Origin of the sequence: Leptolyngbya sp. PL-A3 (assembly GCF_039962325.1) — a bacterium.
Lineage (GTDB): Bacteria > Cyanobacteriota > Cyanobacteriia > Elainellales > Elainellaceae > Vacuolonema.
On the sequence record NZ_JAMPLB010000036.1, the window covers coordinates 40,201 to 63,839 of the forward strand.

Here is a 23,639-nt window from a genome sequence, read left to right on the forward strand (position 1 = left end):
TTTGACAGGCCTTTTAACACGTGCTAGTACAGCAAAACGAAAGTTTTGAAAGGGGTGAAGGGGTCCCACCCCTTCTTGGGGGCGAAGCCCCCAAACCCCAAGTTGCAAAATTTGGTGTTTGCAACACTAAATACGCAAAAAGACCGACTTATAGACACAATTGTCTACAGGTCGGTCATGTCAGAATTGCACTTGATCAGAACCGAATAGTTAAAGTTGATGTTTGGATTTGAGAGCCTACTCAGGCAGGTTGGGCGATCGCCTGTTCCTGCTGTATCCAACGCTGAATCTCCTGCTCATTAAGATGGAAACAGTAAGAAGGCGCACCACCAATAATGATTCGCGTTGTATTGCGACCACTACGCTCACAGGTAACTTCCAGACAGCCACATCCTGTCTCTGTCCAAGTTCTTAGCAGACGTTGTTCGAGACATTGTAGAACTTGTTCAGGCTGGTCTTTCATCTCAGGTTGGGGTTTGAAAGGACGCCTAGTCATGCGTGTTTTCCATGTTTCAATATCCTCGCTTGTAAAAGCGAAAGAGTATTGTGTTGAGTCGCACAGGAAGACTAGCTGGCGTGTGTAGGAAATACCACGCTGGCTTGTGATGGAGAAGAAGCCAAACCCACTGTGCTGCAAGGTTTCCCTCAAAGTAGTTTGCAAGGTCTGAAATAGGTCATCGATCGTTCCAGGTCGGGAATACTTCACGCATCACCTCACAAAGGGGCAAACACTAAAGGCAAGTCATTTTGAGTAGCGCTATTCTTTTGAGCCTAGAAGCATCCTAGGTAACATCATCAAAGATGTCAAGTAAGTAATGACTAAATCCTATTTATAAAATGACTAAGTGCTGTCTTGAGGCTCCCCGACCCTTCGCCTATACCGACGAAGCGTGAAGGATGACTGGGAAATACCAGTAATGGGTAGGTTTCACCTTGAAAAACTCTTTCTTGGGTGTGAGTTTTAAGAGAAGTAGCAAGTAAAGCTAGTGTATAGTCTATTTAAGGGCTATTTGTCTGCGAATGTTATTGCCCTACCAAAACAGCGGTTCTATGGCTAAACCCTCCCTAGCTGCCTCTCAGATCGGCATTCAACTTGCGAAGCAATCCATGACAAAAGCAGGATGGACTCAGAAAAGACTGAGTACGCTCGTTGATTGCAGTCGGCAGCCCATTACCAACTTCTTCAAGGGAGAACCAGTCGCCCAACCCATTTTTGTCAAAATTTGCGATCGCCTCAATCTCAACTGGCAAGAAATCGCTGACTTCTCTGCCCTTACACCGACAGTTTCAACGATAACGAATGTCTCATTAGAATCCTTTGATCATGATCCAATCGCGTTAGTGCAGAACCTGCGACGGCAAACCTACGCTGCCCTTGAGGAGCGGTGCGGCACGATGCGAATTCTGGATATGTCCTACCCCATTGGCATTGAGGACATCTATACGGATGTCAATATTCTGGAGCAACTCAGTGGGCGCAGGCGCAAAAAGCTAGATGACCTGCTGGAAAGTTGCGATGTTGAGACGTTCGATCGCCTGGGTTTTGGGCAGGCCACTGAAGAACGAATTTCTGGTATAGAAGCAGTTCAGAAATATCGCAGGCTGATTATTTTAGGTAAGCCTGGAGCAGGAAAAACAACGTTCCTGAAGCATTTAGCCATCCAGTGCAATGAGGGAAAATTTGAATCGGAACGGTTGCCTATCTTTGTTACTCTAAAGGATTTTGCAGAAACTCCCGACCAACCTGAGTTATTACAATACATTTGTCATCGGGATTTTCATGATGATCCAGAGGCTTCGCAGGCGATCGCCGCCATTTTTCAGCAGGGTCGAGCGTTGGTTCTGCTAGATGGATTAGATGAAGTTCGCGGTGAGGATCACGATCGCATTGTGCGAGACATTCGCACTTTTTCGGAACAATATTACGACAACCACTTTGTTATTACCTGTCGTATCGCCGCATGGGAATATACCTTTGAAAAATTCACTGAGGTCGAAATTGCTGATTTTGATGAGGTACAAATTGCGGCATTTGTAGCTAAATGGTTTAGCCAAAAACCCATCAAACCTGAAAGTTTTCTTCGGGCATTGAATCAAAACCCTAAAATATATCAATTGGCTGTCAGTCCCTTATTGCTGACATTGCTCTGCCTTGCCTTTGAGGAATCAGGTGAGTTTCCAGCAAGCCGCTCCGAGCTATATAAGGAAGGTATTGATGCACTTCTCAAGAAATGGGATGCCAAACGGGGAATTCAACGAGACCAAGTTTACAAGAAGCTATCACTCCAGCACAAGCAAGATCTACTCAGTTATATTGCGTTGGTCACGTTCAAACAGCAATCCTATTTCTTCAAACAATCGGTACTGGAGGAGTACATTGCTGACTATATTGCTGATTTACCCGATGCTCAGTCTGACCCTGAAGCCCTAAAACTTGATAGCGAGGCTGTTCTGCGCTCCATCGAAGCACAGCATGGGTTATTGGTAGAACGGGCAAAAGGCATTTATTCCTTCTCCCACCTCACCTTTCAAGAATACTTTGCAGCCCGTGAAATCGTTTTCAACGCGGCTCATCTTGATGAGGCCATCCATAACTTACTAAACCATCTTCATGATCGCCGTTGGCAAGAAATATTTCTCCTAACAACAGAGATGTTGCGCGATGCTAGTCGCTTAATTCTGCCTATGAAGCAAGCCATTGACGGCCTCTTAGCCCATGAAGCAAAGCTTCAGCGTTTTTTGCACTATGTTCACGATCGCGCCACTTCGCCAGAATTCTCTTTTTGTAAACCACTGGCTGCCCGTGCCTTTTGTTTTGATATCGACTTCGACATAGACAAGCGACGAGCGATCGCCCTCCTGGCAGATCCCACCGCAAAAATTCTCGTATGCGCCAGTTTCTTTACTCGTATCCTCAATATTAGTCTCGAACAGGCCATTGCGATCGCCCAGGATTACGAAGCAAGCGCACCGAGTGATCAAAAAATCACGGCAACTCACTCCGCTGATGAAGCTATGTGGATTGGTGTTCGGGTAGCATTACAGTCAGAAAAAATTAAACCAGACTTACATCGACGATTAAAAGAATTTACGCAACGGGAAAATTTAATACTACAAGATGATAAGGCGTTAGAGCAAATGGCGGATGATGCCAGAAAAGTTGCAAAAGACAATCTAAATCATATCGGAAATGACGCATGGAAATTGAGCAATCGTCAGTTTACTGATAACGAGAAAAATCTTTTACGTCAATATTACAAAGCTAATGAATTACTCCTGCGCTGTCTTAAGAGCGAGGGCTGCCGAATGGATCGCAAGACGCGCCAGCATGTTGAAGAGACTTTACTGATGCCAAACTAGCCCTATGGATATCCATTCAATTCAGAAAACCCTAGTTCAGAACCTCAGTCCAATCCTAACCCTGACAACCTGGCAGAACAATGTCGTCGAACTTCCTGGGGATGGAACTCATTGGGGCTTTGTTTATCAGGGCAATCCGCAACTTCAGCGTCATTGGGCAGGACAAACCTTCTCACTGTACCCCGACATGTACTTTTGCTTACCCGGTCAGGGTAGTATTGGCGGCGAAAACTCCTGTGGGATGGTGATTACCTGCTTGAATGCCGAAGGGATGTTTAGCATGGGAGGACCCGTCGAATCCAGGGGACGTTTTGCTTACATTGATGGTGGAGCCAACAGTGTATTAATTCCGCCGATGCGCTCCGGTGAACCCTGCCTTAATGCTCTCTATTTCCCATCAGGTTGTGATCAAACGATGCATACCCATCCCAGCGATCGCATTGGTGTCGTCCTCAATGGAGTTGGGGAAGCCGAAACACCCGATCGCATTGTGCAACTCCAACCCGGCATGCTCTTTATAATTCCTTGCCATAGTCCCCACAAATTTCGCACTAAAAATAGTGGTCTTGCCCTCGTTGTATTCCATCCTGATAGCGATACTGGCTTTACCCATCGCAATAACCCTATGCTAAATCGCACCCTCGTAGAAGGTGTCAGTGCTGCCAATATTCCGGAAATTCAAACGCCCCTTAACTCCCAATTTGAGTAGATTACAGAGGAACGTTTTAGGCATACTTCATACGCCCAAAACACTCTAGAAACAAGGCATTTCGTGTGCCGTTTTCCTCCTCCCGTAATTCAGGAGAGCGATTAACTAATTGTACAAGGCAACCGTAGGTCGAGCAGAAGATACAGCAGTTATGCTGTAAGCAAAGCCGTTACCTTATGTTGTCAACACCACGAGACATTTCACCTATCCATTCCTTAACCGCAGATGTAATAGAGGAAATGGCTTACCCATGCCATCCACCTCCGATCGCCCTTCTATTTCAAACCCCATTCGTAAATAAAACCCTACTGCCTGTTCATTCTGTTCGTTCACATCCACTTTTGTCACGCCCAACGTCCCAATGGCATGCTGAATGAGCTGCCGTCCAATCCCCTGCCCGTGCCATGCCGGATCAATGAACAGCATTTCGATTTTGTTTCCGACTACACCAATGAAGCCAACAACTTCTCCTTGATGATTCCGTACACCATCTAACTCTACTATCTGAGAGAGTGCATCAAATATCAGAGGTTTAAAAAATTGGATATGGGATTCAGTAAGGAAATGATGGGTTGCCCGAACAGAGGCTTCCCATACTTTAACAACCTGTGGAAAATCTCCGGTGGAGATTGAGAAAATCCCCTCTTGCAATTGCATCACGTTCTAATTCCTCATTTCATTCAGTTCACTTAGAAGAGCCAATTTATTAACACCTTGAATTATATGTAGCAAATACAGCAGAGCTGCGCTTTCTATATAATCCAGGTTTTATTTTATAGCAATGTGCAAGTGCGTTAAGTACAGCAACGGTGGTGTGGGGCACTAAGTGCCCCACACCACCGTACTTAATCAACCCGCACAGCGCTATAATTTGTATGTGTTCCTAAGAAATAAAAACTTACTCCTTTCGTCTAATAAAAATTAGAAGAAACTGTCAGATCTGAGTACTTAAATCGTAGCTCAGGTTCTTTTTCCTTCCGCTTACAACTGCGCGTTTGGTCGACACGATCGCGATGCCGCACCTAAGATCTGCGGCTATACAAACGGATGGATTCTAGCATCCATAACCATCCGCTCCGTGCAGCACTTGAGACTGCTCGGCTGATAGCATGGCACACTTTCAACATTTATCCGGTAAGCTTCTTGCCATGTCGAGCTACCGCAATTGGTTGAATAAATCCATCAGCTTACGCTTACGGCCGTAATCCACTTGCAATCGATTGAAGTAATCAGTCCAAGTCGATTTCTGCCCTGATTGCTCATAGGCAGTTTTGGCTTGCTGTAACCACTTCACCGCCTCCTGGTAGCGATCGGATTTTCCCTGTGACATAATCGGCTCTGCTTGTTTACGTGCCGTTTTAATGACCCAATCCGAATGGGTGGATGTCGTTGCTTGCATCACCCGATATAGCAATTCAGAGCGGTAGTAGGTATCCGTTTCCACTGCACGAATCGCATCATCCAGTAGTCCCTCATACAGAAAAATATCAACCTTGGCTTCCCGGTTCTGCCAGTCGGAAGATTGCCGTAGCATGTTGAGCAAATCTGGTTTAATACACTCCCACTGATCCGTTGCAAGATGGGCAGCCCGTCGATAATCAGAGAAGTTCGGCTGCAACTGAAACGCTCGAATACTAGCTTCCAGAGCAACAGACAAATTTCCCATACCTTCTGCCAAATTACTCGTCCAATCTGCCAGGGTGTAACAACAATTGCCTGTCAGAGGAAGACCGGCTTGGGCGATCGCCAACGCCTCTGTTAAATGTTCACCCTCCCGCAATACCTGCGCCAGAGCAAAGGCTTCCTCCGCTGTCGTCATCCGTTCCTGAGCCACTTCCATAGCCGCTTCAATCTGGCCCGTCTGCGCTAATCGCGTCAGGTATTGCAGGATTAATCCTTCAACCCGCGCCAGGTTCAAATACTCCTGTTGTCGTCCCTGACGATCCAAAATTTGCAGTCGAATCTGAGCCAGTTTTTGCCCGAAAGAAGATTCCAGTCGAGCTGGGTCAGAATACCCACGGCCTTGGTTCAGTACTCGTTGAAGTTCTGGGTCGTCCCAGCCCTGCTGCAAGGCTGCAAGGCTCATCGAGAAGTCTGCATCCAGGCTATCCTGCCATTCATCCAGCATGACGCCCAAATCCACGGCTTCTGACTCATTCAAATCCGTACTGAGGATCGCCTCTGTCCAGGCCTCATCCAAAGGGTCAGTAATTGAAAAGGAATCCCCACCATACTCACAAAGCTCGTCCCATTCCCCAACATAGGTTTCTGTGATGGCAGACAAGATGGCGATCGCATGATAGCCATCACCATTTCTGGCAAAGTTCAAGGTTTTCTCAACAACGTTCAGCAAGGCATCGGTAAAGGGATCATCGTCATAGCCATCTTCCAAACATCGCACGCCTTCTCGCAAAATCTGCTTCACCTGCCGCCGAAAAGGAGTCGTATCGAACGATGCACGCCGACGCGCTGGCGTTGTCTGAGCCGGTGCTGCCGATGCTGATAGCAGCGTCACCTGGCGATCGATGACATCAATGAGTGTGGGTTGTTCCTCGACTAACGCTTGTACTAACTGCTGAGTTTTTACATGATCCAGGCGATCCAGAAGCTGTGATAATGTAGGCCGTTGTTGAATGCGCTTGGGCTGGCGCACCGAGGTTAGAGCCGCCGCTACGATATGTTTACACCAGCCTTCGTAAACATAGGGACAGCTACAATGAGCAGATTTGACACCCCCTGCATCAAGCTGAATATCAATGCGATAGGGTCGAACATCACTCCCTTCCACCTCAGCAGAAATGGTGTTTCCTCTTTGCACAATATCGGTAACGGCTCCCCCCTGGTAGTAATCTTCTCCCTGGTTCCAGGAATTTGCCGTTGTATGATGCCGAATCATCGCTTCAGAGATAGATGCTGCCATATTGATTAACCCTTGTTATTTCACGTCGCGCAGTGGTGTAAGAAGCCGATCCATCCACTAGCCCTCCGATTCGGAGAAAGTTGGTGGCGGAGTCTAACGGTCATTAATGGATAAATCATAAGCCGCTTCCTCATCAATAGCCGTGAACGCCTCGTGTCAATCCGAGTTCTCGTTTGTTGACGGGTGAAAGAATTTTAATACAAGAGACTAGTACGCTGAGGCGGAAATCCATCACCTATGTTTTTGTGTAGGGTGCTTCGCACCCTACACAAAAACATAGGTTGTGAACTTAGGCCGCAGCCTACTAGCATACTATTGGCCGCATCATGAATTTCGACGATTGGAATCCGAATATCAATGGGAGCAAGCATCGGCAGGGTTAAAGGGACCGTTGTGATGAAAACCAATCGCCCCTCCGGTCCTCCAGTTTTATCAGCAATGTCAGCAATCTGTCCCCCTGCTGAAGACATTACACGCAAAACTTCCACGTTTGGATAGAGGATACCAATTTCACTTTCTGGAGCGATGTCTTCTACCATGTAAATTTCTAATCATGCCGTATAACGGGGTCACAGATGGGATACCCATTGCTGCCGAATTTTACTCGCTAGGGCATTGTGAACATCTACCCAGAGATAGCCTCCAAGGCAAGGATTCATACCTGGAAACGGCGACAGCATAGCAACCTCAAACGTAAATATTGCCTCGACTGTATCGCATCCCCTGATTTCGCAACTTACAGCGCTTTTCAAGCGCCTAAAATCTGGTTATTTTTGTGAGGGCCGCGCGGAGCGCAGCCCTCACAAAAATAACTGTGGCTAATTCAAACGCAAAGCGCTGTAACTTGTCTGATGAGTATCATATTCCGGATAATAATTCCATGTCGAGAATAGTGACTCAAAGAATAAGTATTTTTACTTAGCTAGGTCTGTCTACACGTCTTCATTCTCGTTCTCCTCATCTCGCGCTTTAATCAAGAGGAGAGGAGTATCTAGCAGTCACTTGTTGTTATCTAACGATCGCCATGAAACGCACAACTATTCCTGATCCCATAATTGTGTCGCTGACCGGTGGCAAAGAAACTCCTAGAGCCCCGACTACTAATTTGGAGTCTCCGAAGGATCTCAGAGAGGTGAAGGTGGATGAGTTCATCGCAGCGCGATCGCTCAAGCCAAAGAGTGAGAAAGCTTACCGCCGAGACTTGCAGTATTTTATGGACTGGACAAGACAGACCTGGGTCGCTGTTACCCGAAGACAGGTAGCACAGTTCAAGCAATATCTCTTGCAAGAGCGGCAACTGGCTCCTAATTCGGTCAACCGGATTTTGCGCACACTGAAAACCTTCTATAAGTGGATGCTGGAGTCAGAGTACCTCTCTCATGACCCGACAACGGGCGTGAAACAGGAGAAGGTTCCGGAGGCGCAATCCCAGGAGCTTGAAGATGACGAAGTTGAGCGGATTTACACAGCCATTTCAGAAATCAGTCGTGACCCAGTGCGCGATCGCGCACTATTCTCGGTTTTGCTACATGGTTTGCGGGCAGAGGAATCCATCAACCTCAACTTTGAGGATTACGATGGGTCGCAGGTTGTGGTTCGAGAAGCAAAACACAATAGTGTGGGAGAAGTGCCACTCACTCGGCAGGCACGAACTGATTTAGATGCTTACATCCATCAACGGCAAGTTCAAGCACGATCAACAGGACAGGAAGTTCTACCACAGAGCCCCTTATTCATCTCCAACTCCAATCGGAGCAAAGGGCAACGGTTAACATACTGGGGGGTGCAGGAGGTCATGAAACAACTGGCTGAGTACACAGGGATTGACTTGCATGCACACCGTGGGCGGCATACCTTCTGCACCAATTTAATTGTCAAATTGGAAATGGACACAGCTTTAGCGATGGAACTATCGCGGCACCGAGACATTCGCAGTTTCAAACGCTACACCAATCGCAAGAATAAATTGGCCGCCAAACGAGCTTTTCTTAAGGCAACGGAGCAGTTGGATTAAAGGTCTTACAGCGCTTTGCGCTTGAATCAGCCACGGCTGTTTTTGTGAGAGCCGTGCGCGGCACGGCTCTCACAAAAACAATTAAATTCTAAGCACTTGAAAAGCGCTGCATATGAAACTAGTAGGCTGCGGCCTAAGTTCGCAACCTATGTTTTGTGTGGGGTGCGAAGCACCCCACACAAAACATAGGTGATGGATTTCTGCCTCAGCGTACTAGGGGCTGCTTTAAAGGTTATTTTTTCGCGCGTTTCACGCACGGAAAAACGACCTTTAAAACATCTTGTAACGTTCTGGCGATCACACTAGCAATTAAATTTCTATAATTCTGTCGGTCTAACTGTAAATCGGCAGAAATGGGTAGCCCTCATCTAGAAGCAGAACGCGCACGGCTTCTTCAACTTATTCATGGCATCCGGAGGTCTGGCAGTATCGCTCCCATCAATGTCTGGATTAGTCCTGTGCCTAAGGGGAAGTACCTCTACTACAAGCTCAGCAGCAAGAATCCTGAATATAAGAATCAGCACTTGGGCAAAGCAGGTAGTGAAAAATATCGCGATTGGAGGTCAAGAATCCAGCGACGGGAAGTACTTACAGAATTAGAACAGCAGCTCTCAATGCTTCAAGCCTTAATCGATCGCCAAGCAGTAGCAGATATCGAAATCCCAGAGGAATAGCCAGCAGGAAGCGCTCTCTAAATTGAAAGTGTTTCGTAGGGTGACCAAGAAGACAGTTCTCAGCATTAGAGATATAGGGCTTACACAAATCCACTTTATGAGCAAATCGAGAGCGATCGCATCACTATCACTACCAAGCTGGCTGCTAACGCCTTGGTATAGAGAAGCACGGCACTAGCACACGAATACTAAAGGCTATCGACCAGGGCTGTAAGGGCTTGCTTCTGCTAATGAAGAGAGCTACTTGATGAAAATGGAACTCATCATAAGTTTTTTCGCAATCATAAATTATTTAGAAGCATTCGTTGGGAACTGCTCATTTCAGTGATAAATTCAGCCATCTTCGCGTCTACCTAGAGTATGGGTTTTGTAATGTATAGACGATCGCTTCCCATTTCGATCTTCGTTCTACTGTTGACTCCTGTCCCACTGCTCGCACAATCCATCACTCCTGCTAATGACGGAACTGGGACGCAAATTATACGGGAAGGCGATCGCTATACCATTACTGGTGGCACCCGCACTCAGGAAAATCTTTTTCACAGCTTTCAGCAGTTAGGGTTGAGTACCGATGAAATTGCTACATTTCTCACACAACCTGGTATTGAGAATATTTTAGGACGGGTCACTGGAGGTAATGCTTCCATCCTGAATGGCCTAGTTCAAGTGCAGGATGGCGCAAACCTTTATCTGATGAACCCTGCTGGGATTGTCTTCGGTCCCAATGCTCGATTGGATTTATCCGGGTCATTCCTGGCCACCACAGCCAACGGGATGGGATTCGGTAACAACTGGTTCAATGCCTTTGGCGACAACAGCTATGCTGATTTGGTGGGTAATCCCGATAGCTTTGCATTTTCGTTAGCTAATAGCGGAAGTATTGTTAACTTCGCTGACCTCAGGGTGCCTTCCGGTGAAAGTATCACCTTACTGGGAGGAACCGTAGCTAATACGGGCACCCTCACCGCACCCAGTGGCACCATTACCTTAGCAGCTGTTCCCGGTGAGAACCGAGTGCGCTTGAGCCAGTCAGGTAACCTGCTCAGTCTGGAATTAGAAGCGGTCAATGGTACCTGGGATGCCGCTTTGAATCCTGTAAATCTCACACCTCTATCGCTTCCCCAACTACTGACAGGTGGCAATGTAGCCGCTGCCTCACAAATTACAGTGAACCCGGATGGTACGGTTCGGTTGGGTGGCGCGAATGTGCCTGTGCAAGATGGAACAACGCTGGTAGCGGGAGCGTTGAATGCGGCGGGGACGGGCGGGGAGATTAATGTGTTGGGCGATCGCGTCGCACTCCTCGACGCTAACCTCAACGCCTCCGGCACAAATGGCGGCACTATCCGCATCGGCGGTGACTACCAGGGCCAGGGTAATGTTTTCAATGCCTCGCGTACCTACGTCAGTCAGGATTCGGCGATCGCCGTAGATGCCTCCGGTCAGGGGGATGGGGGACGGGCAATCATTTGGGCAGATGACACAACTCAATTCCTTGGAACGGTTTCCGCTCGAGGTGGAGCTATCTCAGGTGATGGCGGGTTTGTGGAGGTATCGGGTGCCCAAAATTTGCTGTTTAATGGTCAGGCGGATTTGACAGCCGTCAACGGTCAACTCGGTACCCTGTTGCTTGACCCTACCAATATCACCATTGTTGATGGTACGGGGGGCGTCGGTACCGGGGGCAATAGCAATAATGATACAGAAATCCTTGATGGACAGGTTCTCTTTACAGATTCCCCTGAGGCATCCTTCACCCTTTCAGAAGGCGCTCTAGAAGCCTTAGCAAGCAGTACCAATGTTCTTCTGGAGGCGAGTAACGATATCACCGTCAATACACTGAATGATGGAGCAATAACCTTTCAGGCTAGCTTTGGGATTGGAACAACTGGAAGCATTACCTTCAGAGCCGATGCCGACAACTCTGGAGTGGGTGACTTTGTGATGAATGAAGGTAGCTCAATTATTGCTGCTGGAAGGGATATCACGATTTCAGGGGCTAACATCAACGTCACCACTCTCGATACCAGTTCAGCCGCCGGGAATGGAGGCGCGATTACCCTCTCTGCCGGTGGCACCCTCACAACGGGGAATTTGAACACTTACTCCCGTCCGCGCTATAGCGCAGGAAACGGAGGCGCGATCACCCTCACAGCAGGTAGCGACATTACAACAGAAAGTATAGATTCATCCTCACTCTCTTCCGATTCTGGTGCGTTTTTCATCAGCACAGCAAGCAATGGAGGGGCAATCATCCTCAATGCTGGAGGCAACATTACGACCAACAACTTAAACTCCTCGTCAGAATCCCGCTCTGGCACAGCAGGAGATGGTGGAGCCATCAGCCTAACCGCTGACGGAGACAGTACAACAGGTTTCTTGAATTCGGCTTCCAACTCATCGTCAGCGAATTCGGGAAACGGAGGAGCCATTACCTTAACCTCTACAGCAGAGGGTGGCGACATAGAAGTTAACTCCATCAACGCTGATGGAAGTGCTGGAGGTATCGGTGGCACCGTCGATATTACAGTGGGTCGATTTTTCCGGGCAACCGGTTCGACGCTAAATCGAGATGGGGTCGTCAGCAGCATTTCTTCCACGGGTGGTCAGGGTGGTGGTGCCATTACCGTTCTCCATGGCGGCAACGGTAATACCCCCTTCGTCATTGGCGAGAACTTTGGGGAGAATGGGAGTGTAGGAGCGATTACCGATGGAGTAAATACCTTTGCGGTTGGCGAATCCATTCCTGGTAGTGAGACCCGTGGCAATGTGCAAATCCTAACGGAATATTCCAGCCCTCCGTCTGGCCCTCCGTCTGGCCCTCGGCCCCGCCTGCCCCGTATTAATTGTTCTGACACGGGAGATTGCGGTGGAGGAGGCAATGAGCCCAGAGTCATTACGGACGAACCCCTGGAGTATCCTCAGATCTCGGCAACTAGAGACACATTGCTAGCCCTGGCAGATCAGACAGGCATTCCCCCTGCCCTGATCTATATCAGCTTTGCTTCCACGAGCATTTCCCTGCCCAATGGCTACGCCCAACGTGAGGCGATCGCGTCCCAGCAAATCACCAACTATCTGGGACAGCCTAATTCCACTGAATCTCCCCTACTCACAGCACAACCCCAAGCTAGTGATGAGCTAGAACTACTTCTGGTACTGCCCAGCGGAGATGTGGTGCGGCATCGTGTAGAAGGCGTCACCCGTGCCATGGTGCTCCAGCAACGACAACAGCTCATCAATGAAATTACAGCACCGAACCGCTTGCAATCGAACCGTTATCGAGTTCCTGCCCAGCAGCTTTATGAATGGCTTATTGCTCCTTTAGAAGCGAATTTAGAAACTCAGAACATTGGCAATCTTGCGTTTATTTTGGATACGGGATTGCGATCGCTCCCCCTCTCGGTTCTCTACGATGGTGAGCAGTTTTTGATTGAACGTTACAGTATCGGTCTGATGCCTAGCGTCAGTCTTACGGACACCCAGTACCACGACCTCCGCCAGGTGCCTATTCTGGCTATGGGGGCATCCCAGTTTGATACCTTGCAGCCCTTACCTGCTGTTCCTATTGAACTGGAGGCTGTCACAGCAGCCGTACCCAATAGCGTGGCCTATCTCAATCAAGACTTCACTGAGGTAAATTTGCTCAAGAGCCGATACGAGCGGCCCTACAGCATTGTGCACTTAGCCACTCATGCCGAGTTTCTGCCGGGGCAATTGGAAAACTCTTTTATTCAATTTGGCGATCGCCGCTTACCCATGGATGCCTTGCGGGATCTGCGCCTCAACAGTCCGGCCGTGGAACTGCTTGTGCTGAGTGCCTGCAAAACGGCGCTAGGAGATGAACAGGCTGAACTTGGGTTTGGTGGTCTGGCTGTGCAGGCTGGGGTGCGATCGGTGCTGGCTAGCCTCTGGTATGTGAGTGACACGGGTACGCTGGCTTTTATGAGCGAGTTTTATCAACAACTCCAGGAAGCCCCAACTCGTTCCGAAGCCTTACGACAAACGCAGCTGGCTCTGCTACGTGGCGAAATTCAATTAACCGATAACCAACTGATCACCACACGAGGCGCAGTCGTTTCCATTCCTTCTGACATTGCTGATACTTCTATTGACCTCACTCATCCTTACTTCTGGGCATCCTTTACGATGATTGGTAGTCCTTGGTAGCTTTAGCAAGCTTATATTTCAACTGTATAAATGGGTTGTAGTGAAAGGGGTACCTTGTATCCCTTTCACTACAACCCATTCATCCGTCTAGAGCAATAACTCATTGATAGGTTTGCCGAATTTTACTGGCCAGAAACCAGGATAAAAGGTTTGATATAGCAACGTGCGAGTGCGTTAAGTACAGCAACGGTGGTGTGGGGCACTTCGTGCCCCACACCACCGTACTTAATCAACCCGCACATTGCTGTAGAACCAGGAAAATTGTTGTTGAATTTGGGTTTGAATGCGGGGTGAAATGGAGTGGGGCAGAGGAACCTGAATCTGCGATCGCCGTTTATGGAGATACTTAAACCGGTAGTAGCTATCGCTTTCGTGAGGTATTACTACCAGGTTTTGGGGATTGAACTCGAGGGGGGATAACTGCAACCAGAGTATCAATATCTTGCAAGGCTTCGATAGCGCGTAGAGGTGCGCCAATACTCCCCTAAGTTCAAAGAGATGATCTGCACGATGGTAACGGGAGAGATTAGCCAGGTGGTCGGGAAAGTCAAGCAGAATTGTTTTTTGGTGCTGAGTTTCGATAGATCTATAAATCTGGCCCAACTCGCGCACACACTACCAGCATCCGCACGTTTGGGTTGAGTGTGTGTAGCGTTTCGATATGATGCAGCCAAGCCCGATTCTTGTTCACGAAAATCTCCAATCTATGTGGGTTTGAAGCACCACGTTATCCAAAGTTTTCTAGCCTGGATTATTCATCACCTTCTGAAACGCTTGTAGGCGATGGCTGCACAATCACCTGAAGTTAGAGCAAACTCCCTAGGGGGTAAGGGTCATCCTCTGGTAATGAATAGTCAGTGAATCATTTACACAGCAGAAAAGGGCAATGATACATCACCGGTTGAAAACGTAAATTAATATCCCACCAGGGCCAGGACGTATGTATTGCTTAGTGGCACCTAACAAAATTTTCATGCAACCACCTTAGTTTCACATCGTGTTATGTAACGTGACTATAAGCAGTACCCACATAAGATCAAAAAACTTGATCGGTTTTGTGTAAGTGCGATCGCCTAGCAGCTCTATAATTTCATTTGTGGATTAACGTTAGTCCACATTAACGTAACGCTCCCATGCCTTTTACTGTAGTTCTAAGCTTCTGAAGTGCCTGGGTAGTGCAAACATAGCTTTCTTGCAATTACCTGTGATTTAGTATTGCACTCAATAAATTTTGTGGACTAACGTTAGTCTCGCCTGCCAGGCACAGTTTCATGTTGGCGGATGTTAGCTCACTCGCTACAGCAATCCTTTTAGGTTCTATGAGAAAAAAGACAGCAAAAAAACAAGTTCGGTTGACAATCGCGAGTAATGCCGGAGGTTCAGGTAAAACAACATTGGCCGTTCATCTAGCCTACGCAGTAGGGCTAAAAGGCTATAAAGTAACCTTGATCGAATTAGATCAAAACGCCTCACTACGTATATTTGCACGGCTTGATTCTGCTTCATATGAAGAATCTGTTGCAGCAGTGCTTAAAAAAAGCTTCGATGGTAACTATCCGCTCACTCCCCTATGGACTAACCACGTTTCTACGGTAACGGCAATTCAGGGAGGAAAAGCACTAGAAGAAAGTATTCGAGAGGTCTATCTCTACGATCGCCGCCACTATAGCCTCAAAGACAGATTGGATGACTATCCCATTAATTCCGACCTGGTCATTTTTGATACTCCTGCATCTTTAGAACCGATGGGCTTATTAGCTTTAGCAGCCAGTACCCATGTTCTTGTACCCATCAAGCCAGAGTACAAAGATACTGGAAGCTTTGCAGGTTTTTTGGAGTGGTACTACAGCAAAATTAATGATTTGCGATTAAAGCCCGAACCTCAAATTATGGGATTTGTTCCAACGCGAGTTGATCTCTACGAAGTTGGAACCCATCGAGATATTTTAGGGCTAGACAAAAAGGGAAAACCCAGAAAAGACATTGACACTAGCGAAACATTGCCAGCTTTAATTGAACAAATGGGAATTCGCTGTTTCCCCTATATCAGGGAGTCAAATTACTACATCAAAGCCTGTGGAGTTGGTTTGCCACTTCATCTATACCGCCCGGGTAGTAATGCGGTGAAAGATTTCAACCCGATTGTGAATGATTTAGTGAAGTTGATGACGGAGGAATAGAAGATGGCAGCACCCAAACCAGTCGGTATGAAGCAGTTATTTGGTGAGGCGGGGCAATCTCATCAAGTTCACCAGTTAAAGAATCGAGTTGAAGAGCTTGAGGCCGAGCTCACTCAACTCCGGTCAGGTACATTAAGCTCACAGGAAAAAGTTGCTCTAGAACAACAAATAGAAGAATTAACAAGCCAGCTTGCAGCTACAGGCGGAACCCATGAAATTAGCCTTAGTCTGATTGAGCCTGATCCCAACCAACCCAGAGCAACTTTTCCGAAAATACTGATTCAAGAAAGAGCAGAGAGTTTGACCCGGCATGGCCAGAAAACTCCAATCATTGTTGTTCCTCAAGCCAACGGACGATACGTTTTATTTGAGGGGGAGCTGCGGTGGCGAGCTGCTAGCCTGTTGGGTTGGAAAACTCTTAAGGCCGTCTTTTTGCTAGAAGAAGCAGTAGATGAAGGAGATATTTTTGAGGGACAATTGGTTACCAGTATTCACTCTCAAAAATTACATGATCTAGATTTGGCGGCGGCTCTGGTCCGGCTCATTACTCACCGCTATCCTTACTTTGAGGATCAGGAAAAAACAATTCCTAAAACCCTTAAGTCTGTTATTCGCAGGCTTGAACGAGGTGGACAGTTATCAAAGCTATCGGAAATTAGAATTGCAAACCATGAAGAGCAGGAACTATGGCTTGAATCAGTTGGATTTAAGCAGGTAGAAGAACGAGATATTTTTGCTGTCCTTCTGGGGCTGCAACTCCATCCAGTATCCATTAGTAACAACATCTTTCCTTTACTAGATCTACCAGAAGATTTGAAGCAGGTTATCAAATCGGAAGGACTCGAAAGTAGTAAAGCCCGAGAGTTGAACAAGCTGACAGCGGAGCTATTAGAGGTGAGTGAGTCAAAAGCTCGCTCAATTCGATTGGAAGTATCAGAAAAAGTTGTTCAAGAAAAGCTGCCGCTAAGCCAGACTAAAGCTTTAGTAAAAGACACTTTAAAGCAGTATCAAACAACTAACTCTAAGGTCAAACAACCTAAAGTAGCTGAGAAGGCAATCAAAACCATTCAATCTATTGAGCTACAGGAAATTGAGCAAGACCAATTAGAGGAATTGAGGCAAGCTCTGAAAAATAAGCTCCAAGAAATTGAAAGGATGATCGGAGCTGTGTAAGCACAGGCCCTTATTGAGGGCTCTATTTGGGTGGGTGTTTATTGAAAGGATCATGGGCAGTAAGCTATCTTAGGGCAAGTATGAAAGCTTTTTCCAGTCTTTAAAAGAACGAATTCAACAGGCTCAACTCTAAGTCGCTCTTTCAGTTAATCGAGAACTGAGGAGATTTCTGCGTAAGAATTTACCTGTGATGTGGATGCTTTGCCCGCAAAGCGGGCAAAGCATCCACATCACAGAGGTAATTTTATTGCTGGAAATCTCCTGAGTTTTGAGTTTGTTGTACTGGCATCTTGGCAGGGAGATTCTTCAGCGACAACAGGAGCAAGGCTGGGGAGCAAAAGTCATTGAGAGGTTAGCAAGCTGCTTCAAAAAGGAGTTCTCGATATGAGCGTTTTTTCATGCTCTAATCTCCTGAATATGCGAGCGTTTGCAGAAGCTTACTCAATATTCCCCTCAAAAATGTCCAACAGGTGTTGGGCATTTTGGCACTATCCTTACCCAAATACATATACAGAATGTTGGAAGTGCAGTATGTCAGAAGAGCGATTTTATCAGTAATAGATTGAGGCAAGATAAAGAAGCTGGGTCAATCGTGGCAATCCTGAATTTAGCTAAGCTTTTGTAGATGAAGGAATTTGATTATTCACTCGATTTCAAGCTAATCGACTTTCGGCAGCATCCAGAACTGTACCGCATCGGGAAGGGCGAACAGGGTGTTTTGCTAGTTGAACCCTACAAAAGCGAAATTTTGCCCTACTGGAAGTTCAAAACCCCAGAAATTGCCCGTCAATCCTCTGATAGAATTTACAACCTGTTTCTCCAGTACAAGACCCAAGGCGATTTCGTTGGAATGGACATGGCGCGAAAGTTTCTACAGATGGGTTATACGCGATCGCGTCGTTATGCCAATCACAAGTCAGGACGCAAATATGTAGCAGGGTCGAAAACAGTTCTGCCCCGAGAAGAAGATCCGATTAAAGCTGAATCCGCCAGAATTTTTTATGAGAAGTGGCAATTGGCTAAGACGGACCTGGAATATATTCGCTTGAGCGATCGCCATCGTGAGCAGTACGAACGCCTTGAAACCGCTGCTGTCAAAAGTTCAGGTTCTCAGTAGGGAGTAGCGATGTGAAGTTCTCAGATCTGAAAGGCATTTTTGCTCAGGAACAAACGAGCCGAGGGCTATGGGTTGTTGGTCTGAATGCAGAAGGGCGACAGGTCGAGGTGCTTTTTCACATCACCAATGAACCAAAAGCCAACTGGGAAGCCGTAAATGTGAGATACCTGTAAGCAGAAACAAGATTTTGTGAAAGGAGTTTTCCCTAAGTAACACTTCAAAGCATTTTGTAAGCGTAAGCATCAAGCAAAACCAGGAAATGGGCCAATGCCCATTTCCTGGTCAATCAAATCTTGTATCGCGACTTCTCAATAGAATTATTGAGGAGCTACTTTCTCCTTAAACATTTTCCCTGCAGAAAATGCAGGAACTTTTGTCGCAGGAATAGTCATGGTTTCCCCAGTTTTGGGGTTTCGCCCCTCACGAGCCTGACGATCCCGAGGTTCAAATGTCCCAAATCCAACTAACGTTACCTTGTCCCCTTGAGAAACAGATTCCATAATGGTTTCGATCGCGGCCGATAATATGCCATCTGCCACCTTCTTGGTAACGTTTGCCTTCTCAGCTATCTGATCGACCAGTTCACCTTTGTTCATAAGGGATCCCCAACAATTTCTTTGAGTTTGCAGGCCATTATAACGATTAGATTACAAATGGCAACATTTCTGCAATAGGCTTTTAGTAGTTTGCAATAGTACTGCCACAGGTAGTTTCTATCTAGAGCTTGCTTTTCTGAAGATGCTCTACTTCACTGCATCAATGTAGAAGGGAATGCATATCAGCTTAAATATCAATTTTACGATCAGTTCATTAGCGATCGCCCCAGCTTACTAAGTCCTCCACTCACACAAATACAACAATTACCGCTGGACTTTCTCTAGTAATTTAGTATCAAGTTGACGCAGATAATCCCGCCCGTATGCTTCGTTCTCCAAGCCATCCACCAAATGCTGCGGTAAATCTTGAGTTACCTCTTGGCTGCAACTGGCAGCCGCTAATGCGATCGTTGCCACCGTGTCAACATCACCTCCAAAGCTGATGCAATCTTGCAAAATGGCACAGAGGCTTGTGTGAGGAAGCACTGCTGTCACTGCTGCTCTAACGCTCATCCATCCTTTGGCTCCTACTTCGCCCTGCCACGGCTCACTCCACTGATACCCAGGAACATGGCGATCAAGAAACTCACCGAGTGCTGACTTAGCACCCAGGTTGTAGAGAAAATAATGCGTCATCAAGGCTGAGGCCTGAGCGGCACTAATTCCAGCAGCGGTATTATGTGTCAGCTGCGCTTGAATCGATGCTCGCTTTAATACCTCTTCCAGCGTTGTGAAAATACCAATTGGACTTGCCCTCATCGCAGCCCCACTTCTATCACTTACAGGTTGAATGTGAGCAAGGAACTGCTCTCCAGTTTGAGTCTGCTGTAGAAATGCGTAAAAGCGTGAAGCATAACCTTCACGAGGATCACGATGGAAGACGTCAACAAAACGACGAGCAAGGTTTAGAGGTGTCCAAGGATCGTCTGCCACAATTGCTTCTGCGATCGCTAAACTCATTTGCGTATCATCCGTATATTGACCCGGGCGGGTACGATAGCGGGGATGCTGGAAATAACCAGATAAATTATTTCGTTCCAGAACCTGCTTTGAAGCATATTCAAATCCAGCACCGTATGCATCTCCAATCGCTAACTCTAATAACATCTCTCCCTCTCAAAAAGCTTCTACTCAGGCTAACCTTGCGATAACTACAGATTAGCTGTATGCATTCCTACAAACCATTAAGTAAGCTAACAGGCAAGCTCAACGGCACCCTGCGGACCAATGATGATATGCCCTAATTCTGTAGGATGGCGGCTTGAGGCGTATCAGTTCGTGCGGCTGCGGCGGTAGTGTCCGCGCCGCCGTAGTGGATGATATAAACCTAGCCCTTTAAGGTTTTTGGAGCAACCAAACCGTCTCAATTGACGCAACTTTTCCCTTTAATCTACGGCCACCATCCTTATGTTCAACACGATTCAATCGATAAGCGGCCGCATAATGGCGTTTTACTTCTGCTTCGTTGACTGAAAACGGGGGTCCATCCATTAGTTGTTCATCGTATTCGTAGCAGATCAGCAACTGCGGTGCCGCATTCGTGATTTTTATCAGGTGTGACGTATATTGATTCCGCATGTCTGCTGGCATTGCAACCAACGCTGCTCGGTCATATATCGCGTCAACAAGTCCAAGAACTTCAACAGATACATCAAAAATATCACCGACCAATATGTCGATATCCTTTGCGCAGTAGCGGGTTAATTTTTCAACTCTGGAAATTTCTGGCTCGATTCCAAGGTCATTAAACAAATCGTTGATTGCGAGTTCGCTCAATTCTGCACCGACAACGCGATAACCACCAGCCAGCAACCATGCAAAATCGCGTGTCTTGCCACACAAAGGCAGAAATATACGGCTACCCTTGGCCAGATTTAATCCTTCAAAATGTTTTATTAGTAATGCATTTGCCTCACTTTGGTGAAAACCGATATCACCCTTTTCCCATTTTTGATGCCAGAAACTTGCTTCCATATCAGCTCCTTTGCTGCTCAAGATATCAATCACATGCGACGAACTTAATAACGTGGGTCTTGTACTCAGTTGTGTTTGAAGATAAGATACAACTTCAAGTTGACTTGAAGTCAAGCAGTAGTTGCACAAAAAAATAATGAATATCACTGAGGTCTCAAAGGCTTCTGGATTACCTGCCTCAACGCTACAGCCCCGGTTGTTTTTATGAAAGCCGCGCTAAGCGCGGCTCTCATAAAAACAACCGGATTTTAAGTGATTGAAAAACGCTGTAAGTTGCGGGAATTTCACCTTAAACTGTCGAGTTTACCTCCCCCCTGCTATACAGACGTTGCGGCACCATAGGGACATGATGATTCAACACCTAAATCGTTACCCAACCCCTTCTATGCTGACCCGTTACCGGCATCCCCTCTACGAAATTGAAGCCATGCGTCGTCAGTTTGATCATCTCTTTGATGAACTGACCACGACCAACACTCAATCGAGTGTCTGGACACCGGCCATTGAGTTACAGGATACGGGTGATGCCTTTACGCTCCGTGCTCAAATTCCTGGCCTTGAAGCCAAGGACATTGATATTCAGGTAAGCCGAGAAGCGATCGCCATCTCCGGTGAGCGTCACCAGCAGTCCAAGCAGAAGGACAACAATATACTTCGTTCTGAGTTCCGCTACGGCAAGTTCCATCGCGTCCTTCGCCTCCCTGCTGCGGTACAAAATGACCAGATACAAGCCGAATATAAAGATGGCATTTTGCATCTGACACTGCCGAAGACCCCTGAAGTCCGAAATCAGGTTATTAAAGTCAGTCTGAGCAATACACCTGTGACCTCAGAGAGCGAACCTGCCATTGAGGCCAACAGCTAATTCAGCTGACTGAGGCTGTAGTAATAGCCTTTTCTAAAGTGTGAAATCATAAGCAGGGTGGCAATTTGCCCCCTGTTTTTTCTTGGATGACAGCGGCCACCACTGCTTGGATCTAGTGGTCTGTCAATGCATCAGGTTCTCGTCCACCAAGCAGATCCTCTGATGCTTTTTGATTAGTTTAGTCAAGCCTGAATATTGACTCACGTCACGCCTCCCAGCCTCGTAGTCAGAACCATCTGTACCCCCCTAGCCGGAGCAAAGGTCACCCCTCGCCGCTGAGGGTATTCAGGAGATGAATCTGCCAGTTCTAATCGACAGTGAGAAAGCAGGGTTGCAATCACTAATTTCATCTCAAATTGAGCTAATGCTTCCCCAATACAACGGCGCGTACCACCACCAAATGGAAGGAATTCGTAAGGAGAGAATTGCCGTTCTAAAAAGCGCTCTGGCTTAAACAATTTAGGATTCGGATAGAGATCTGGGCGCTGATGAGTCAGATAAATGCAACCATACAGTCTCATTCCAGGTTCTAATTGATAACCCATCAGTTCTACAGGCTCTTTGACCTCTCTGGGCAAGGTGAGTGTTGCAACAGGGAAAAGGCGTAGAGACTCGTTACAGACGGCAGTGAGATAGGGCAATTGTACAACGGTAGTTGGATCTGGAGCCTTTCCCAGGTAACTCAGTTCTACAAGTAGCTCTTTGCCAACTTCAGGATGGCGATGAATCCAATACAGTGCCCAGGCGATCGCCGTTGCAGTTGTTTCATAACCCGCTAACAGAAGCGTAAATAGCTCATCATGCAATTGGGCATCATTCAGGGGTTGGCCCGTTTCATCCTGGGCTAGCATCAGCAAACTCAGAATGTCTGAACCCACATGCTGCTGACTACGACGATTGGAAATTTCAGCATAGATCAGTTCCCTCATCTGCCGTTGCAGATGCCGCACATATCCCCAAGGGCTTCGCGTCCCCCAATCCTTTTGTAAAGACGGAAAGAAAAGCAAACCACCAATAAAAGGAGATTGTAGTGAATCGGTGAATTGAACAATGAGTGACTTGAGATGATGGAAGCGTTCCTCTTGATCAATTCCGAAAACGACCTTAAGAATCACGGCTAAGGAGATTTCTTGCGCTAACTGACGAGCAGAAAACTGAGTACCAATTTCCAGCGAAGCCACTGCTTGGTCAACCAATTCACAAATTAATTCTCCATAAGTTTGCATCCGCTCACCATGAAATGGAGGCATTAACAATCGACGTTCCTGACGATGGCGAGAACCCTCCATGGCAAAAATGGAGTAATCCCCAGTCAATGGTTGTAGCAGTTGATTAGGCGGAGCAATAAATTGCTTTGTGTCGTTCGAGAAGATGCGCTGGATTGCTTGGGGATTGCTGACAAACAACACAACCGGGTGATTGCCAATGACAGGAGCATTAAAAATTTCTCCATATCGCTGTGCAGCCTCCATGTAGGCAATTGAATTCCGTGTGTACTGGATTTTTTGCAGCCAGCGAGGAGATTGTGGGCCAGCAGGAAGATTGTTTTTTGAAATCATAAGTGTAAGTAAGTGGGTAGAAATGATAATTTATTGATTTCGTCGTTAGACCCATGGAACTGCATCAGTTTAAAGTGTTGGAATCTAATGAGCAATATGGATACTAGAAACTTTCACGGTCTTGAGGTGGGGCTATATTCCTGTTTCTCAAGATGTTGGCATTCAAGCGGTCTTGCTGTCCCACTTCTACGGCAAAAGCGCGGTTGTGACTGCCAAAAGTTAGGCTGGGTGCTGCTCAGTTTTTTCACGGGCTTGTAAAACCAGATCGGTATGAAAAGCGCATTACTATGATGGGAAGGCAATTCATACTGCCCCTAAGACACATCGA

At 47.0% G+C, this 23,639-nt stretch carries 20 protein-coding genes; 11 read left to right on the forward strand and 9 right to left on the reverse strand.

The features are described 5' to 3' along the window. Nucleotides 1–241: 241 nt before the first annotated feature. A complete protein-coding gene (locus tag NDI52_RS22775) occupies nucleotides 242–496 on the reverse strand; it encodes a hypothetical protein (protein WP_190775638.1) in 255 nt (84 codons plus the stop codon). Nucleotides 497–1,050: 554 nt separating this feature from the next. On the opposite strand from NDI52_RS22775, the gene NDI52_RS22780 reads away from it, so the two are divergent. Both NDI52_RS22780 and NDI52_RS22785 read left to right on the forward strand, forming a co-directional pair. Next, nucleotides 1,051–3,360, forward strand: a complete 2,310-nt coding sequence (locus NDI52_RS22780) for an NACHT domain-containing NTPase (protein ID WP_190775637.1) — start codon at nucleotides 1,051–1,053, stop codon at nucleotides 3,358–3,360. A gap of 4 nt (nucleotides 3,361–3,364) precedes the next feature. After that, nucleotides 3,365–4,069, forward strand: coding sequence for a cupin domain-containing protein (locus tag NDI52_RS22785; protein WP_190775636.1), 705 nt, complete (start codon nucleotides 3,365–3,367; stop codon nucleotides 4,067–4,069). A gap of 204 nt (nucleotides 4,070–4,273) precedes the next feature. On the opposite strand, the gene NDI52_RS22790 is transcribed toward NDI52_RS22785, so the two are convergent. From NDI52_RS22790 to NDI52_RS22800, 3 genes are all read right to left on the reverse strand, one after another. Further along, entirely contained in the window at nucleotides 4,274–4,726 is a 453-nt protein-coding gene (locus tag NDI52_RS22790; RefSeq protein WP_190775635.1) for an acetyltransferase, read from the reverse strand. A 499-nt stretch (nucleotides 4,727–5,225) separates the two neighbouring features. After that, nucleotides 5,226–6,989 (reverse strand): SWIM zinc finger family protein, encoded by a 1,764-nt coding sequence (locus NDI52_RS22795; protein ID WP_190775634.1) that lies wholly within the window; start codon nucleotides 6,987–6,989, stop codon nucleotides 5,226–5,228. Between the two features lie 194 nt (nucleotides 6,990–7,183). Further along, entirely contained in the window at nucleotides 7,184–7,528 is a 345-nt protein-coding gene (locus NDI52_RS22800) for a hypothetical protein (RefSeq protein ID WP_190789469.1), read from the reverse strand. 485 nt (nucleotides 7,529–8,013) lie between these two features. Here NDI52_RS22800 and NDI52_RS22805 point away from each other — a divergent pair, with 485 nt between their 5' ends. The 3 genes from NDI52_RS22805 (at nucleotide 8,014) to NDI52_RS22815 (ending at nucleotide 13,847) form a co-directional block, all read left to right on the forward strand. Further along, on the forward strand, nucleotides 8,014–9,003 hold the full coding sequence (locus NDI52_RS22805; RefSeq protein ID WP_190773553.1) for a tyrosine-type recombinase/integrase: 990 nt from the start codon (nucleotides 8,014–8,016) through the stop codon (nucleotides 9,001–9,003). 353 nt (nucleotides 9,004–9,356) lie between these two features. Next, a complete protein-coding gene (locus tag NDI52_RS22810) occupies nucleotides 9,357–9,677 on the forward strand; it encodes a hypothetical protein (RefSeq protein ID WP_190773554.1) in 321 nt (106 codons plus the stop codon). 360 nt (nucleotides 9,678–10,037) lie between these two features. After that, complete coding sequence (locus NDI52_RS22815; RefSeq protein WP_348250397.1) at nucleotides 10,038–13,847, forward strand: CHAT domain-containing protein; 3,810 nt, start codon at nucleotides 10,038–10,040, stop codon at nucleotides 13,845–13,847. 225 nt (nucleotides 13,848–14,072) lie between these two features. Here NDI52_RS22815 and NDI52_RS22820 read toward each other — a convergent pair whose 3' ends face one another. After that, nucleotides 14,073–14,459 (reverse strand): hypothetical protein, encoded by a 387-nt coding sequence (locus NDI52_RS22820; protein WP_190773556.1) that lies wholly within the window; start codon nucleotides 14,457–14,459, stop codon nucleotides 14,073–14,075. A gap of 659 nt (nucleotides 14,460–15,118) precedes the next feature. Here NDI52_RS22820 and NDI52_RS22825 point away from each other — a divergent pair. The 5 genes from NDI52_RS22825 to NDI52_RS22845 all read left to right on the forward strand — a co-directional run bounded on the left by NDI52_RS22825 (nucleotide 15,119) and on the right by NDI52_RS22845 (nucleotide 18,490). Further along, the gene (locus NDI52_RS22825) at nucleotides 15,119–16,027 is read left to right on the forward strand and encodes a ParA family protein (protein WP_190773557.1); all 909 of its coding nucleotides are present in this window, start codon (nucleotides 15,119–15,121) and stop codon (nucleotides 16,025–16,027) included. A gap of 3 nt (nucleotides 16,028–16,030) precedes the next feature. Beyond that, entirely contained in the window at nucleotides 16,031–17,200 is a 1,170-nt protein-coding gene (locus tag NDI52_RS22830) for a ParB/RepB/Spo0J family partition protein (protein WP_190773558.1), read from the forward strand. A 277-nt stretch (nucleotides 17,201–17,477) separates the two neighbouring features. Next, nucleotides 17,478–17,588, forward strand: coding sequence for a DUF1016 N-terminal domain-containing protein (locus tag NDI52_RS22835; protein ID WP_242035917.1), 111 nt, complete (start codon nucleotides 17,478–17,480; stop codon nucleotides 17,586–17,588). A 237-nt stretch (nucleotides 17,589–17,825) separates the two neighbouring features. Then, nucleotides 17,826–18,317 (forward strand): DUF4385 domain-containing protein, encoded by a 492-nt coding sequence (locus tag NDI52_RS22840; RefSeq protein ID WP_190773559.1) that lies wholly within the window; start codon nucleotides 17,826–17,828, stop codon nucleotides 18,315–18,317. 11 nt (nucleotides 18,318–18,328) lie between these two features. Beyond that, nucleotides 18,329–18,490 carry a hypothetical protein gene (locus NDI52_RS22845; protein WP_190773560.1) on the forward strand — a complete coding sequence of 54 codons (162 nt, stop codon included), beginning with the start codon at nucleotides 18,329–18,331 and terminating at the stop codon, nucleotides 18,488–18,490. Between the two features lie 144 nt (nucleotides 18,491–18,634). Here the strand turns inward: NDI52_RS22845 and NDI52_RS22850 are convergent, their stop codons facing one another. The 3 genes from NDI52_RS22850 to tmpT all read right to left on the reverse strand — a co-directional run bounded on the left by NDI52_RS22850 (nucleotide 18,635) and on the right by tmpT (nucleotide 20,887). Continuing rightward, nucleotides 18,635–18,913 (reverse strand): HU family DNA-binding protein, encoded by a 279-nt coding sequence (locus NDI52_RS22850; protein ID WP_190773561.1) that lies wholly within the window; start codon nucleotides 18,911–18,913, stop codon nucleotides 18,635–18,637. Between the two features lie 264 nt (nucleotides 18,914–19,177). Further along, nucleotides 19,178–20,020 (reverse strand): ADP-ribosylglycohydrolase family protein, encoded by an 843-nt coding sequence (locus tag NDI52_RS22855; RefSeq protein ID WP_190773562.1) that lies wholly within the window; start codon nucleotides 20,018–20,020, stop codon nucleotides 19,178–19,180. 228 nt (nucleotides 20,021–20,248) lie between these two features. Next, a complete protein-coding gene (gene tmpT, locus NDI52_RS22860) occupies nucleotides 20,249–20,887 on the reverse strand; it encodes a thiopurine S-methyltransferase (protein WP_190773563.1) in 639 nt (212 codons plus the stop codon). 385 nt (nucleotides 20,888–21,272) lie between these two features. On the opposite strand from tmpT, the gene NDI52_RS22865 reads away from it, so the two are divergent. Then, nucleotides 21,273–21,752 (forward strand): Hsp20/alpha crystallin family protein, encoded by a 480-nt coding sequence (locus NDI52_RS22865; RefSeq protein WP_190773564.1) that lies wholly within the window; start codon nucleotides 21,273–21,275, stop codon nucleotides 21,750–21,752. Nucleotides 21,753–21,952: 200 nt separating this feature from the next. Here the strand turns inward: NDI52_RS22865 and NDI52_RS22870 are convergent, their stop codons facing one another. Further along, complete coding sequence (locus NDI52_RS22870; RefSeq protein ID WP_190773565.1) at nucleotides 21,953–23,311, reverse strand: cytochrome P450; 1,359 nt, start codon at nucleotides 23,309–23,311, stop codon at nucleotides 21,953–21,955. Nucleotides 23,312–23,639 lie beyond the last annotated feature (328 nt).